Origin of the sequence: Paenibacillus sp. GCM10027628 (genome assembly GCF_042676385.1) — a bacterium.
Lineage (GTDB): Bacteria > Bacillota > Bacilli > Paenibacillales > NBRC-103111 > Paenibacillus_E.
In genome coordinates this window covers 1-14,706 of record NZ_JBHTHA010000036.1, presented here as the reverse complement: position 1 = coordinate 14,706, position 14,706 = coordinate 1, and the positions used below count along the sequence as shown (strand labels likewise).

Sequence of the window (14,706 nt, the reverse complement as noted above, 5' to 3'; positions counted from 1 at the left end):
TACCATCATGAAGACAGTCGTCCGGTTTGCCGTAGGTGTGTGCCTGCTGATTGTGGTGTTGTTCGCCGGCAACAATACCGTTCTTGGGGCGAAAAGCCCGGATCTACTTAGTGCCAAAGGACAGTTGGATTTGTCCGAATGGGACGTTCACGCCGACTCCTTAGTATCGCTGGACGGGGAGTGGGAATTTTACTGGTCCCGTCTTTTGACTCCGCGCGATTTTCAGCAAACGAACCTTCCCGATATATCGGGATATTTTCGCTCGCCAGGGTATTGGAACCGCGGAGCTGTCGCCTCCTCCTTACCTGCTGACGGCTTCGCCACAATCCGTTTAACAGCGCGTATCCCGCACATGGATGAGATGCTCGCGATCAAGACGAACAATATATTCAGCGCTTACCGGATATGGGTCAACGGGAATGAGATCGCCGCCGCAGGAAAAGTAGGCACTACTGCCGCGTCTGCTGTACCGAAGCAAATCGTGCAGGTAGCTCCTTTTCATGTGAGAGGGGACCGTTTGGAGATTATCATTCAGTTATCCAATTATTCATACACCAAGAGCGGGCTTCAAGGCAGCCTGATTCTGGGGTCGGCTAAACAAGTGATGGAACGGTATCAACGGGATGTGGAGGGTGCTTATTTATCTTTCGGAGCCTGCTCGCTCATGGCGATTTACCATCTCATGTTGTATATGCTTCGTCGCGGTTATCAATCAGCGCTTTACTTCGGCGTATTCTGCCTGCTCGTGTCCATCCGGATCTTGTTTGTCAATGACCGCTACATTTATAACTGGTTCCCTGATTTGAATTGGGAGCTATTCAGCAAAGTTCCTTATGCTGTTTTCTATTTCGGTCTGAGCCTCGTAATGACGCTGGTATACTCACTGTACCCCGAATTTTTCTCGCGACGGGTCTTGAGACTGACACAATGGATCAGTGCGCTTTCAACTGTATTTTGCCTGGCTACGCCGCAGCGGATTTATGACAAGATTCTAATTCCTATGGAGTTATATACGATCGGATTAATCGGCTACTGCCTTTATGTGCTTTGGATGGCGATTCGGATCAAAAGGGAAGATACGCTGATTTTTTTCGCCGGCTTTACCGGGCTATCCATAACGATTGTTCATGATTTTCTCTATATGAGCGAGATCAGCGGAACCGGTTCTTTAGCGCCGTATGGCCTATTGATTTTTATTTTTGCACAGTCCATCATTTTGGCACGAAAGTTCTCAAGAGCGTTCCGGGACGTTGAACAATTATCGGAGAAGCTCTTGTCCATGGACAAGATGAAGGATGAATTTCTTGCTCAAACTTCACATGAGCTTCGAACGCCGCTCCATGGCATGATCGGGCTGGCTGAGTCATTGCTCGATGGGATAGCCGGACGCTTGCCGGATAAGGCGCTAGGGCATTTGGAGCTCATCGTGGGAAGCGGAAGGCGTCTGGGCAATCTCGTTGCCGATGTACTTGATTATTCCCGCTTAAAACATAAAGAACTGAGGCTTCATATCACAGAAGTGGATTTGCACGATGTAGTTCATCAAGTGATGCAACTGATCAATCCTCTTCTTCAAGGAAAGCCAATCGAACTTGTGAATGGCGTGCCGAAGGGGTTGACGGTATTTGCTGACGAGAATCGGCTGCAGCAGATTTTTCACAATTTGCTTGGCAATGCCATGAAGCATACCGAGGCGGGCACAATTGCAGTATCGGTAGGCAGGGCTTCCGAAGAAAGGATTGCTATCTCAGTAAGGGATACGGGAGAAGGCATACCTGAGGAGCAGCACGAGCGGATCTTCCAAGCGTATGAGCAGGTTGGTGATTCATTGACGCCAGGTACCGGACTGGGATTGGCGATTACCAGAAAGCTGGTAGAACTGCACGAAGGCAAACTTCAAGTACAAAATGCTGCGGGAAGCGGAACGACCTTTACGTTTGAACTTCCCACCGTTCGAGGTCAAGCGCTTAAATCTGAATTGTTGCCGTCGTCATTGCTACGTAATCAAGATGTTCTCCACAATGAGACAACGGAATTGGTAGTACGTCCTCAGGAAATTTTGGTTGAGGAGTTCGAAGGTATCGGCGATGCCGGAAGTCATCATATCTTGATTGTCGATGACGAGCAGGTCAATCTCCAAGTGCTCCGCGATCATCTGCATTTCGATCGTTATAAGGTGACGGAGGCTGCCGATTCGAAGCAGGCTCTGCACCTGATCGAAAGCGGCTTCAAGCCGGATCTGCTCATACTAGACGTCATGATGCCTAAAATGTCCGGCTTCGAATTATGTTCCATGATTAGGAAATCATACTCGGCAAGCGAGTTGCCGATCATTTTGTTAACCGCCAAGTCGCTCGGCAGAGATTTGATGGAAGGCTTTGATTCCGGTGCGAACGATTATTTAACGAAGCCGGTCATGAAATCGGAGCTTCTTGCCCGCGTTCGGCTTCATTTACAGATTTCGAAGTGGAATCAGGCATTGGAGGATCGGGTGACGCAACGAACGGTGCAGCTGGAAGATACGCTGGAATCTTTGCATCAGGCTAAAATACGCTTGATACAAGCAGAGAAATTAGCTTCCCTTGGCGGACTTGTAGCTGGGATTGCCCACGAAATTAATAGTCCTATCGGGATTGGAGTGACGGCATCCTCACATCTGGTATCGCTTTCGGGCGAAATGGCCAAAAAGTATGCCCAAGGGATTTTGAGCCGAAAGGAACTGACCAGCTTTATCAGCGAGTTGGAGGAAACATCGTCTTTATTGCTTTCCAATCTGCAAAGAACCGAGAAGCTGATCTCCAGCTTCAAACAGGTTGCCGTCGATCAGACCGCTGAGGAAGAGCGGGTTTTTCAAGTAAAGTCGTACCTGATGGACATTTTCCAAAGTTTGCGACCCAAATGGAAAAATAGCAATCACCGCTTTTTTGTTGAAGTTGACGAATCGCTTGAACTGTTTGGTTATCCTGGAGCGTTCTACCAATTGATGACGAACTTGATCTTGAATTCGCTCTTGCATGGATTCGAAGGTGTTGAGCATGGAACGATTACGATCCAGGCACAAGCGGATGGGGAAATGTTGGAGTTCGTTTATCGGGATGATGGCAGAGGCATCGATTCCAGCCTGATTTCCCGCATATTTGACCCGTTTGTGACGACGAAGAGGGGGCAAGGCGGCACGGGACTGGGCTTAAGCATTGTTTACAATATCGTGACGCAATTATGGCAAGGCTCCATTCGTTGTGAAAGCGAATTGAATGAGGGCACGGTATTTACGATTCGTCTTCCACTAATTGCAGGGGTTGGGAGGAAGCTTGCATGAATGATTTATTAGATCTTGTCGAAGACGAAAATGAGGAACAATCCCTCCATGCAGACGCATCAACGGGCTGGAAATTCATGATCGTGGACGATGATCGAGATATCCACCGCATCACGAAGATCGTCCTGCAAGGTCAAAAATTTGAAGGTCACCGGCTTTCCTTCCTCCATGCTTACTCCGGAGCGGAAGCAAAGCGCCTGCTGAAGGAGCACCCGGATACGGCTGTGGTCTTGCTGGATGTGGTCATGGAAACGGAGGATGCCGGTCTGCAAGTCGTTCGCTATGTTCGTGAGGCGCTTAACAACTCGCTGTTGAGAATTATTTTGCGTACCGGTCAACCCGGGCAGGCGCCGGAAAGCTCCGTCATCCGCGACTTTGATATTAACGACTATAAGGAAAAGACGGAACTTACCCGTCAAAAGCTCTTTACCTCCGTTCATACTTCGATTCGTACTTATCAGATATTGCGCTCTTTGGCGGATGCCAACGAAAGATTGGAAACAAAAGTGCTTGAACGGACGAAAGAGCTTGAACAGCGTGGCACGCAGCTCCAAGATTCAATGCGGTTGACGTATGAGGCTTTGGCGGAGATTTCGGTGTTGGAAGAACGCAGCCGCATCACACGCAACATCCACAACGCCGTCGGCCATACGTTGACAACAGCTATCGTGCAGTTGGAAGCCGGCAAACGGTTACTCGGCATTGATGCGAGTAAGGCGATGGATAAGCTGGAGATGTCGCAAATGCTTGTCCGGAAAGGGTTGGATGACATTCGGCGATCTGTGCATGGCCTGGCTGCCGAGACGGAAAGCGTGGATCTTATCGCACAGCTCATGCAACTGCTTGAGGAAACCATATCCCACACAGGTATCCAGATTCATTACGAGTGGGAAGAGATGCCGGAGCTAACGTTTTTTCAGAAAAAGCTGGTCCTGCACGCGCTGCAGGAGGGATTGACGAACGGGATGCGGCATGGAGGAAGCGACCGGTTTAGCTTCAAGTTACAAGTATCACATGGGGAACTGAATTTTAAGCTCAGTAATAACGGGACTGTGGCTGACAATGTTCGTTTCGGGTTTGGGCTGAAGGCGATCCGGGAGCAAGTTGAGCAGCTTCAAGGGAGCATGTCCTTGAATGCAGACGGCAGCGGGGACATGATGCTCCAGATTTCCTTCCCGCTTACCACCTATCCTACTGGGAGAGGGGAGAGTTGATGCGCCAACTAAAGATTCTCATTGCTGACGATCAGGCGCTGATGAGGGACGGCTTGCAGACCATCCTGGATTTGGAACCGGATATGGAAGTCGTAGCCACTGCCGAGAATGGAAGCCAGGCTCTGGAAATGGCACTTGAGAAAAAGCCGCATTTGGCTCTTCTTGATATACAAATGCCCGTTCTCGACGGGATTGCCTGCACAAGACGGTTGAAGGAAGTGCTTCCCGATACGATCGTTTTGCTTTTAACGACGTTTATGAATGACCGTTATATCATCGAAGGCTTGAATCAGGGAGCTTATGGCTATTTGCTGAAAGATATGGAAAGCAAACAGCTGATACACTCGATCCGCGAAGCGGCAAGCGGCAAACTCATCATGCCGGCAGCGGTCGCAGCACGATTAGCGGCCAATGTGAGCCGACTATCTACGGCTCCAGCATTTACAGCAACAACAGCTCACCCGGGATTGGGATTGAACCCTTTATCCGAAAGAGAAAGGGATGTTGCTAAGCTGATGCTGCAAGGACTGACGAATAAGCAAATGGCCAAAGCGATGTACATGAATGAAGGCACGATACGCAATTATGTAAGCAGCATTTACAGCAAACTCGGCGTCAATGATCGTTGCAAAGCGCTGTTGCTGCTGCAGGAGCTTGAGCAGAGAGACCCCAACCTTTAGAGGTTGGGGTTATTTTTTTTGGCTTTATCTGTCATATGACAGATGAATGACAAACGTAACTGTCAACATGACATTTCCTACAGCTATAACTGAGATGTGGGAAATGAAGAACGAGAACAGCCCCAACATTTAAGGAGGAATGAACCGATGAGCGCAACAACCATTCAAGACATTGTAACCGAACTGAAAAACAGCATTAAGGCAGGCAAACTCGATCTTAGCGAGCACTCGTTTACGCTTCAAGCGATCAATGGACTTTTGGCCAATGCCAATCTGACGCTGGAAAGCCCGGTTATCACAGCAGACGGTACCGAAATTACGATTCAAGGCAGCTTCACACTTTTCGATGCGAATCAACTGCAAGGAGACCTCTGGAAGTCGCTGCCGGATGCCATTCAGCATTTCTCAGGACTTGCGCTTCAAAAATTAGTAATTAGTTTCATTCCTGACAATTTAACGATCACTTCTGTAGGGGCAACGATCGGTACAACAGCCCCGTGGATTATCGTTGAAAATGGATTATCAGTTTCAAAGGTACAGCTTGCTGTTACCATTCAACAACCAGGCGATAGCAGTAAACGTACGTTTGCATGCCAGATTGATGGCGATGTGGAGGTTGGAGGGGTGCAAATCGGGGTCCTCGCGGAACTGCCGAATTTTGTGATCAGCGGTCATCTTGCTGAGGGAGAGACTTTAAGTGTATCGGCGATTGTGGAACACTTCCTGCCTGCGGCAGCTTCCAGTATCCCTGAGCTTTCGCTAGCCACGCTTAATGTTAAAGCCGATCCCCGCAACAAAAGCTATTCCATCGAGACAACAAGCTCCGATACATGGACGCTGCCCCTTGGCGTAACGAATCTGAGCATCGGTCATATTGCCATGGAGCTCGATTACGACAGCAGCCATCAACCACCCATGGCAGGTCATCTATCGGGTCAAGCACAGATTGCCGATGCTGATTTTCAGGTTAGTCTGGCGCTTCCGGGCGACTTTAAAGTGGCGGGGCAAATCCCAACGATCAGCTTTAAAGCGATCATCGAGCATTTCTGCGGAAAAAATGCGTATCCGTCAGTTTTACCTGATTTTGCTTTCGATCACACGAACATTTATATCGAAAAGCAGGCAGATACGTACAATCTCGTTTTTGGAACCCATGCGCAAAATCTCGGTGTTCTTGAAGCAGAAATTCAGAAACGAAGCGATTCTTGGGAATTTGCTGGAGGGGTAGTCACGGATGCAAATTGGAGACTGTCTAACATCTCCGATATATTCAAGCCATTAGCCGGACTTAATTTCGTGCATTCCACATTAATTGTATCTTCCTTTACCGATAGCAGTTATGTATTACCAAATGTGGAGCTGCCCAAAGGACAGGAGGGCGTTATCTCGGGACTTAACTATTTTGCTACGCTCCAACTGGATAGTCAGGGGCTTGAAGCCATCAGCCATCTGCTGCGGATCGACGGTTTAGATGTGCACGCTGCCATCGGAACGGACCTCAAATCAACGATTCTCGAAGCCTCTTTGGAAGAAAATCTACAAATCGTATCCGGCGTCGTCTTTAAAGGGTTAAGTTTGGCGCTGAAACCATCTCCGATTTTGACAATCGATTTTCACGCGGATGTAGAAGTGCAGCTCCATGGAGACACGCTGGATTTTCGCGGTGATGTTGCGGTCGCACCAGGTTTGGTTGACCTGTCATTCGGCATGCAAGGGATCTGGCACAACCCGTTTGGGATCAAGGGCCTGGCGATTGGAAATACGTTTCTAGACATGCAAATGTCGCCGGATTTCAAGGTTGGGGTAGCTGGAGAAATTGACTTTAACGAGACAATCAAAGTGAAAGTCGCCTGTCAGCTGATGGAGGGAGAAGTACCGGATTTGCTGGACGGAGAGCTTCAAGGTACGGTATCGCTGCACGACATCGTCAAATCGTTCTCTTCCTTATCTGCGATCCCCGCTTCTTTAACCGATGTGAGCATCTCGGATGCGCAAGTGTATGTCGTGGCTAATCCGCTTGGCGCAAAAATCGGTCCTGAAACCTACCCGCCAGGTATGGCGCTCAAGGGTAAGCTGCATGCTTATGGCATTGATGCCATCGTGAAAATTGCGGTTGGAGATAGCGGCATTGATGTCGCAGGCACTATTTCACCAATTCGTATTGGAAACTACTTCCAATTAACTGGGGTGCACCCGGAAGATGGTGCGGCACTCGCTTTGCAGGTCAACAAAACCAATCCGCTCCAGTTCTACTTATCCGGGCAATTGAACCTTCTAGGCTTCAGTCGTTATGCCGAAGTGAATATAAACAGCAAAAGCGTAGACCTCAATATTGGCGCAAAAATATTTAATGCCTTCCAAGCGGATATCAAGGCGCACGCACCGGTGAAAAACTTTACAAACGGTGATTTCTCCGTCACCGCAGCACTTAAAGACGATTTGTTCAAGTATATCGAAAGTGAAGCAGGCAAAGCGTTCAAAGCTGCCTCTGATAGTGCTATTTCCCAAATTAGCGGCGCACAGGCCAAAGTGAATGACGCTCAAGCAAAGGTTAATCAATTGAATAATACGATAGCCGATACGAGAAAACAGATTGCCTCGCAGCAAAGCACGGCACGCAATAATATTGCCAGCGCCCAGTCCGCGGTCAACGATGCAAAAGACAAGGTGGACTCCCTGCAAAATCAAATCAACGATATGCAGCATAAAATCGATAGCTTGAGCAGGTTCGATCCTCGCAAAGCTTACTACGGCACACAATTAGCAGCACTTTATGTCGCTAAAAAGACAGCCGATGCGGCATTGTCCGTAGCTCAACAGGCATTATCAGCCGCGCAATCCGCGAACAAACTTTATCCGGTGGATTCGGATCCTAGGATTGTTGCTCTGCTAGGCAGTTTGGAGACGGCCACAGCAGCCCTGAAGGTAGCTACTCAGTTCCTAGATGGCGTTAAGCAAACCGTTCGCGGCGCGTTAGGCGTTTCGGATTATATCGTTAAATATGGATTAGGAGCATTGTTGGCTGTACGCTCTGCCAGCTTTACAGGGCAATTGCAGGCGGTTAGCAGCGGAAAGGTCTCATTAGCGATGGAGATTGTCTTCATGAATAAACAACAAAACTTGAGTATCGATTTCTTGTTTCAAAATCCGATCGCTGGCGTTCAGTCGCTTGTGGACCGTTTAATGAAACAGTTGTAATCGCAATTATCCTGATTAATAGGGGAGAAGGTTTTCTATGGCAAAAGGGGTAGATACACCGACGAACTGCACCTCGCTGGCAGCTGCAATCAAGGAATCAGGTTATGATTTTGTATGCAGATACTATAACCGAAACAATCCTGGCAAAAATTTGACGCGTGCTGAAGCCAACGCTCTTACTCAAGCTGGCCTGTACATTGTAGCCGTTTGGGAGAACGGCTTCCCGACGAGTGCCGGTTATTTTTCCTACACTAGCGGAAACAGGGATGGCAAGGACGCGTTCGTGTACGCACGTGATACGATTGGTCAGCCTTTTGGAACTCCCATTTATTTCGCCGTAGATTATGACGCTGCCTTGGCCGATATCCAAGGCGGTATCAGGGAATACATCCGCGGAGTTATCGATTCGTTCAAGTCCCTCAGTGAAGATGATTACAGCTACGAAGTAGGCGTATACGGATCCGGCTTAACGTGTCAAAGCCTTATGCAAGCTTTTCCTGAAGTGACTTACGCCTGGCTCTCCGAGTCTATCGGCTGGAGCGGTTATCATTCGTTCGATACTTGGAACATTAAGCAACTATCGGGAAGCGCGATTGCGGGAACGCCGGTTGATACGAATGTAACCACCGGGAACGGCGGAGGTTTTCAAGTCGGGAAGGCCGGATAGGGATTTCATGCAATCGATTAAACCTCAGGAAATTCCTGAGGTTTTTGTCGTTTTGTTGTGATCCAAGATTCCGGTTGACTGTGAACGAAGGGTAAACGCCCAAAATAGTAGGGCAAGCGTGCTGACAACGGCACCCAATACACACACGCCAAGCCATCCTGCATAAGCGTAGACATGGGTAGATGCTATCGAACCCGTTGCACTGCCGATGGAGTAAAAGATCATATAACCGGCAGTAAGCCGACTGCGCGCCTCTGGCCGCACGGTGAGGATCAGACTTTGGTTGGTAACATGCACGGCTTGCACGGCTAAGTCCAGGATAAGAACACCTGCGATCAGTGCCGTCACGGAATGCTGGACGTAGCTTATAGGCAACCAGGATACCATCAATAAGATGAGAGCAATGCCGGTCGTCTTTTGACCAAAACCTCGGTCGGCCAACCGACCCGCGCGAGCAGCTGCCAATGCTCCTGCAGCACCGACGAGACCAAAAGCCCCGACCGCAGAATGCGAAAGAGATAACGGAGGTTCCGTGAGAGGCAGCACCAAAGACGTCCATAAAATGCTGAACGCTGCAAAAATAAACATCGCAAGCACGGCACGGATTCTCAGGATCCGCTCCTGAAGGAACAATATAAGTACCGAGCGCACCAACTGTGGGTAAGAAACCAACAATTTTTGGTTTTCATGATGTGGTAATACGCGAAATAATGCGCAAGCCATAATCAAAGTAAGCGCCGCGGAGACCAGATACACGGAACGCCATCCCGCGAGATCCGTCACGATACCGGCAAAGGTTCGGGCCAACAAAATGCCGATAACGACACCGCTAGTTACCAATCCTACAACACGCCCCCTCTCTTCAGGGCTGGCCAGAGTCGCCGCGAATGCCACTAGCACTTGCACCACAACGGCAAGAAGACCGACGATAGCCATGCCAATCAGCAAAATCGTACTTGTCGGAGCCAATCCGACAATGGTCAAACCAACCACGGATGTGAGCATCTGAATGGGGATCATCCAGCGGCGATTCAACAGATCGCCGAGCGGAACCAACAATAGAAGACCAATAGCATAACAAATTTGAGTAAGTGTAATGACAATGCCAATCGATGAATGATCAATACCAAACGCCTTGGACAATTCGTCAAGAAGCGGTTGTGCGTAGTAAATATTGGCAACTGCTGAACCGCATGCTGCTGCAAACAACGTGGCGGTTTGTCGCGATATGGATTTGGCGGAAACGTGCACCGCTTCTTCCTCTTGTGTTTTCATTTTTCATCCTCCTAATTGAAAATTAAAAATACGTACCAATCAGTATATTATACCGATTGGTACGTTAATCGTTTAGGTAAATATATACGGAAATAATCTTGCTGTCAACCGTATTTGTTGACATTTTGTACAATAAACATAAAATTGAAACATACTGATCGATATGAAAGTGGGGAGGGGTGCAGGTAGGAAATGTGAATTTGATGAAGATGCGGCTCTTTTTCATTTTTGCTATAAATATTTTTATGATTGATACATTATTTCATAATTTGTTTTATGAAAATATAGTGTTTAGAATGGCGATGTAGCAAAAAACAAACCTAGTGGGGAGGCTATACGGATGGCAAAACATATTTTAATGGTTGTAACGAGCCATGCAAAAATTATTGAAGGTAAAATGACAGGGATTTGGTTATCTGAGTTTTCCGAAGCCTATTTAGGCTTCAAAAATGAAGGGTATGACATTAAGGTAGCAAGTCCGCTTGGAGGAAAGGCGCCGATTGACCCAAGCAGTATAGATGAAAATACACATAAAGAGATTTTAGATGCGGCAAAATATTTGGAAGATACATGGAAGATTGATGACGTATCCGCCGAAAATTATGACGTGATATTTTTACCGGGTGGCCACGGAACCATGTTTGACCTACCAGTAAGTCAGAAACTTCAACAATTGCTGCGAGAATTTTATGAAGGAGACAAGATTGTAGCCGCTGTATGTCATGGTCCGGCAGGATTGGTTGGTGTCACATTGTCGAATGGTCAACCGCTTGTGTCCGGTAAACGTGTTAATGCTTTTACAAATAGGGAAGAGGCCGATACGACGTTAGAGCAACATCTGCCGTTTTTACTGGAAAGCAGACTTCGCGACCTAGGAGCTATTTTTGTAGCAGCCCCTAATTGGTCAACGCATTATGAGGTCGACGGTAATCTTATAACAGGACAGAATCCTCAATCTACCGTAGCCGTAACTCACGCTGTTATTGAGAGACTAAGTTAAGCATTACTGTTTTTAGCAAGGAGGGGAATAACTTGAGTTCAACAATCAAACCCAATGATTCATCATTGGTGTCAAGTAAAGGATCGACAATGGCGTTATACGCACTAACGGTGGGGGCATTTGCCATTGGCATGACGGAGTTTATTATCATGGGTTTGCTACCGGAAGTGGCAGCTAACCTCAACGTCTCCATCCCTTCAGCAGGGTTGCTAATCACCGGTTATGCGCTTGGGGTTGCTGTCGGCGCTCCGTTCATAACAATGGCAACTCATAAGATGCAGCGTAAAGCACTTCTCATGCTGCTTATGATCATCTTTATAGCAGGCAACGCACTTGCAGCGCTCTCACCAAATTATACGATTTTGATGGGGGCACGCATCGTCGCGGCTTTGACACACGGGTCCTTTTTTGGCGTGGGATCAGTTGTTGCGGCGCAGTTGGTTCCGAAAGAGAAGCGTGCTGGCGCCATTGCAATTATGTTTACTGGATTGACGCTGGCGAACATTCTGGGGGTTCCAATTGGTACTTTCTTGGGCCAAGCTTTCGGTTGGAGATTTACTTTCTGGGTTATTACTGTAATTGGGCTGATTGCATGGATCGGCGTTATGTTTCTTGTCCCTCAAGTCAAAGCTTCACAGTTGAGTTTGCGACAGGAGCTCGGCGTTTTACGGCGCCCGGCGATTCATGTTGCATTGCTGATGACCGTGTTTGGCTTTGGAGGTGTATTTACAGCCTTCACTTACATCTCACCAATTTTAGTGGATATTACGGGCTTTTCACCCAGCTCAGTCTCTTATATTCTTGTCTTATTTGGCGTCGGGCTTACGATAGGTAATATTTATGGCGGTAAACTGGCTGATCGAAGGTTGATGCCTTCGCTTATTGGAATTCTAATCCTGTTGGCGGTTGTTCTAGCGGTATTCAGTTTGACGGATCAGCATAAGATTCTCGCTTTGATCACCGTATTTGTACTGGGAATCGCAGCCTTCGGGACCGTCCCGGGATTGCAGCTTCACATGTTGAATACGGCCAAGGAAGCACCAACTTTAGCATCTACCCTGAACATCGCAGCATTCAACCTCGGAAATGCCTTAGGCGCCTACCTGGGAGGCATGGTCATTCAATTCAATTTCGGGGGAGGCCTTCCATCCGTTCCTTGGGTTGCGGCACTGGTGACATTCGTCGGTATTCTGTTTACCTTATGGGGGAGTCGGCAAAATACAAGGGAGTCCCGAGTTTAAATCGGGGCTCCTATTTCTGTACACGAACCATTTCCCGTATAATAAGTGGAAACTCATATTGGAAAGGATCATGCCATGGTTGATTTTGAATGGTACAGAAGTTTTATAAGTATCTACAAACATAGCTCTGTATCGGAAGCCGCCAAAGATCGGATTATGACTCAACCCGCCATGAGCCAACATTTGGCTGCTCTTGAAGCAGAAGTAGGTGAGCCATTATTTACACGGACACCGCGCAAAATGTTTCCAACTGAAAGAGGGAAGGAGTTATATACCCAATTAGTACCGCTTATTGAAAAGCTCGAAGAAACAACGTTAAGCTTCAGTGCGACTTCATCGCCTGCACGCCCCGTCGTAAGAATCGGTTCAGCCCCCGAGTTTTTTAGAGAAAAGATAGCTCCTTTTTTGGGGAAATATAACTTGCGGATAATTGCTCAATACGGCATTGCGTCGAATATTCTTGAGCTGTTATTGGAAGATAAACTCGATTTGATTGTGACATCGCAAAAGCTATCGGCGCCTGGCGTAGAATACATTCATTATGTTCAAGAGGAGTTTGTTGTCGTAGCGCCCATTGAATTCTACGAAGAAGATTTCAATGAAATGGAGCAAATGGAAGCTTGGTTATGTTCACAAACATGGATCAGCTACGGTCATGAACTGCCGATAATCCGAAGATATTGGCGGGAACATTTCCAAAAACGTCCTCGTATCCAGCCTGCACATGTATTGCCCGATTTACACAGTATTTTGAAAGCTGTCGAGCATGGCGCGGGTATCAGTATACTGCCTACTTACATGCTGACAAATGCTTTGCGATCAAACCAAATAAAAATAATCGGGAAAGCTTTGAGGGTAACGAATGATCTTTATTTGGCCTATAAATTAAAAAACCGAAATATGCCTTACTTGAAGACGCTGATCGATGCTATCAAAAAGAGTCCTTAAGTGAATGAATGATAACATAAATATTATTATGTAAACAAAAAAGTATCCGATCATCATTGGACGGGGGCTTTTGTTCTATACACTCTGACCTTATGGCCCACGTAATTCGGCGACAAATGACGCGATTTTAATTTTTTTTCCATATAAAATGAAAATCGGTTATTATAGATAATGAAATATAAATAGAAAGTGGGATCAATCGTGGGCCGTAAGTGGAATAACATTAAAGAAAAGAAAGCCTCTAAAGATGCAAATACAAGCCGAATTTACGCTAAGTTCGGACTTGAAATTTATGTAGCAGCACGGAAGGGGGAACCGGACCCGGAAGCGAACCGTGCTTTGAAGGTTGTACTCGAACGGGCAAAGACCTATAATGTTCCGAAAGCTATTATTGATCGTGCCATCGATAAAGCAAAAGGCAGCTCAGATGAAATTTATGAGGAGCTTCGTTATGAGGGCTTCGGTCCAAACGGTGCAATGGTAATTGTGGACACACTTACGAATAACGTAAACCGTACTGCTTCTAGCGTACGAGCAGCATTTAGTAAAAATGGCGGTAATATGGGTGTAAACGGCTCAGTCGCTTACATGTTCGATGCCACAGCTGTTATCGGTATTGAAGATAGAAGCATCGATGAGGTTATGGAAATTTTGCTCGAAGCGGATGTAGACATTCGTGACATTGTTGAAGAAGATGAGATCGTAATGGTTTACGCTGAGCCGGAGCAGTTCCACGCTGTTCAAGAAGCATTCAAAAAGGCTGGAATCACGGAGTTTTCCATTGCTGAACTGACAATGCTAGCTCAAAATAACGTTACCTTACCGGAAGAAGGACAAGCTCAATTTGATAAACTGATTGATGCTTTGGAAGATTTAGAGGATGTGCAACAGGTTTATCATAACGTGGAATAATAGGCACGACAGTCGAAGTCACTCCGGTCATCGGAGATGATGGAACCCCTGTTGGTTCAGGCGAACCGAGTCCAATTACTCGTAAGCTGTAAATTGAATTTGAAACATACTTTCGCAGTATGAGATAAGGACCTGGCCCAAGGCCGGGTCCTTGTCTAATGCCATACGTTTCTTCTCGTCTGTAAAGATGGAAAATATCGTCCCTCGGTTTTAAGGTTTTTTCTCATGTATTCTCGCTTATTCGCAGGATTT

General features: G+C 47.2%; 10 protein-coding genes. 9 read left to right on the top strand and 1 reads right to left on the bottom strand.

Going from position 1 to position 14,706, the window contains the following annotated elements; all coding sequences use genetic code 11:
- The first annotated feature begins 7 nt into the window (after window positions 1–7).
- The 5 genes from ACFQZT_RS22880 to ACFQZT_RS22860 all read left to right on the top strand — a co-directional run bounded on the left by ACFQZT_RS22880 (window position 8) and on the right by ACFQZT_RS22860 (window position 9,078).
- Window positions 8–3,319, top strand: a complete 3,312-nt coding sequence (locus tag ACFQZT_RS22880; protein ID WP_379303468.1) for an ATP-binding protein — start codon at window positions 8–10, stop codon at window positions 3,317–3,319.
- Window positions 3,316–4,533 (top strand): ATP-binding response regulator, encoded by a 1,218-nt coding sequence (locus ACFQZT_RS22875; protein WP_379303466.1) that lies wholly within the window; start codon window positions 3,316–3,318, stop codon window positions 4,531–4,533. The genes ACFQZT_RS22880 and ACFQZT_RS22875 overlap by 4 nt, the downstream gene beginning before the upstream one ends.
- Window positions 4,533–5,213, top strand: a complete 681-nt coding sequence (locus tag ACFQZT_RS22870) for a response regulator transcription factor (RefSeq protein WP_379303464.1) — start codon at window positions 4,533–4,535, stop codon at window positions 5,211–5,213. The genes ACFQZT_RS22875 and ACFQZT_RS22870 overlap by 1 nt, the downstream gene beginning before the upstream one ends.
- A gap of 147 nt (window positions 5,214–5,360) precedes the next feature.
- Window positions 5,361–8,411 (top strand): hypothetical protein, encoded by a 3,051-nt coding sequence (locus ACFQZT_RS22865; RefSeq protein WP_379303462.1) that lies wholly within the window; start codon window positions 5,361–5,363, stop codon window positions 8,409–8,411.
- 37 nt (window positions 8,412–8,448) lie between these two features.
- A complete protein-coding gene (locus ACFQZT_RS22860) occupies window positions 8,449–9,078 on the top strand; it encodes a DUF1906 domain-containing protein (RefSeq protein ID WP_379303460.1) in 630 nt (209 codons plus the stop codon).
- 24 nt (window positions 9,079–9,102) lie between these two features.
- Here ACFQZT_RS22860 and ACFQZT_RS22855 read toward each other — a convergent pair whose 3' ends face one another.
- Complete coding sequence (locus ACFQZT_RS22855) at window positions 9,103–10,353, bottom strand: MFS transporter (protein WP_379303458.1); 1,251 nt, start codon at window positions 10,351–10,353, stop codon at window positions 9,103–9,105.
- A gap of 340 nt (window positions 10,354–10,693) precedes the next feature.
- Here ACFQZT_RS22855 and ACFQZT_RS22850 point away from each other — a divergent pair, with 340 nt between their 5' ends.
- The 4 genes from ACFQZT_RS22850 to ACFQZT_RS22835 all read left to right on the top strand — a co-directional run bounded on the left by ACFQZT_RS22850 (window position 10,694) and on the right by ACFQZT_RS22835 (window position 14,454).
- Complete coding sequence (locus ACFQZT_RS22850; protein ID WP_379303456.1) at window positions 10,694–11,353, top strand: type 1 glutamine amidotransferase domain-containing protein; 660 nt, start codon at window positions 10,694–10,696, stop codon at window positions 11,351–11,353.
- 32 nt (window positions 11,354–11,385) lie between these two features.
- The gene (locus ACFQZT_RS22845) at window positions 11,386–12,594 is read left to right on the top strand and encodes an MFS transporter (RefSeq protein ID WP_379303454.1); all 1,209 of its coding nucleotides are present in this window, start codon (window positions 11,386–11,388) and stop codon (window positions 12,592–12,594) included.
- A gap of 75 nt (window positions 12,595–12,669) precedes the next feature.
- The gene (locus ACFQZT_RS22840; protein ID WP_379303452.1) at window positions 12,670–13,542 is read left to right on the top strand and encodes a LysR family transcriptional regulator; all 873 of its coding nucleotides are present in this window, start codon (window positions 12,670–12,672) and stop codon (window positions 13,540–13,542) included.
- Window positions 13,543–13,743: 201 nt separating this feature from the next.
- Window positions 13,744–14,454 (top strand): YebC/PmpR family DNA-binding transcriptional regulator, encoded by a 711-nt coding sequence (locus ACFQZT_RS22835; protein ID WP_379303449.1) that lies wholly within the window; start codon window positions 13,744–13,746, stop codon window positions 14,452–14,454.
- The last annotated feature ends 252 nt before the right edge of the window (window positions 14,455–14,706 follow it).

Coding starts and splice junctions, on each gene's coding strand:
- ACFQZT_RS22875 (WP_379303466.1), top strand. CDS start 3,316: ATGAATGATTTATTAGATCTTGTCGAAGACGAAAATGAGGAACAATCC.
- ACFQZT_RS22865 (WP_379303462.1), top strand. CDS start 5,361: ATGAGCGCAACAACCATTCAAGACATTGTAACCGAACTGAAAAACAGC.
- ACFQZT_RS22850 (WP_379303456.1), top strand. CDS start 10,694: ATGGCAAAACATATTTTAATGGTTGTAACGAGCCATGCAAAAATTATT.
- ACFQZT_RS22870 (WP_379303464.1), top strand. CDS start 4,533: ATGCGCCAACTAAAGATTCTCATTGCTGACGATCAGGCGCTGATGAGG.
- ACFQZT_RS22860 (WP_379303460.1), top strand. CDS start 8,449: ATGGCAAAAGGGGTAGATACACCGACGAACTGCACCTCGCTGGCAGCT.
- ACFQZT_RS22855 (WP_379303458.1), bottom strand. CDS start 10,353: ATGAAAACACAAGAGGAAGAAGCGGTGCACGTTTCCGCCAAATCCATA.
- ACFQZT_RS22840 (WP_379303452.1), top strand. CDS start 12,670: ATGGTTGATTTTGAATGGTACAGAAGTTTTATAAGTATCTACAAACAT.
- ACFQZT_RS22880 (WP_379303468.1), top strand. CDS start 8: ATGAAGACAGTCGTCCGGTTTGCCGTAGGTGTGTGCCTGCTGATTGTG.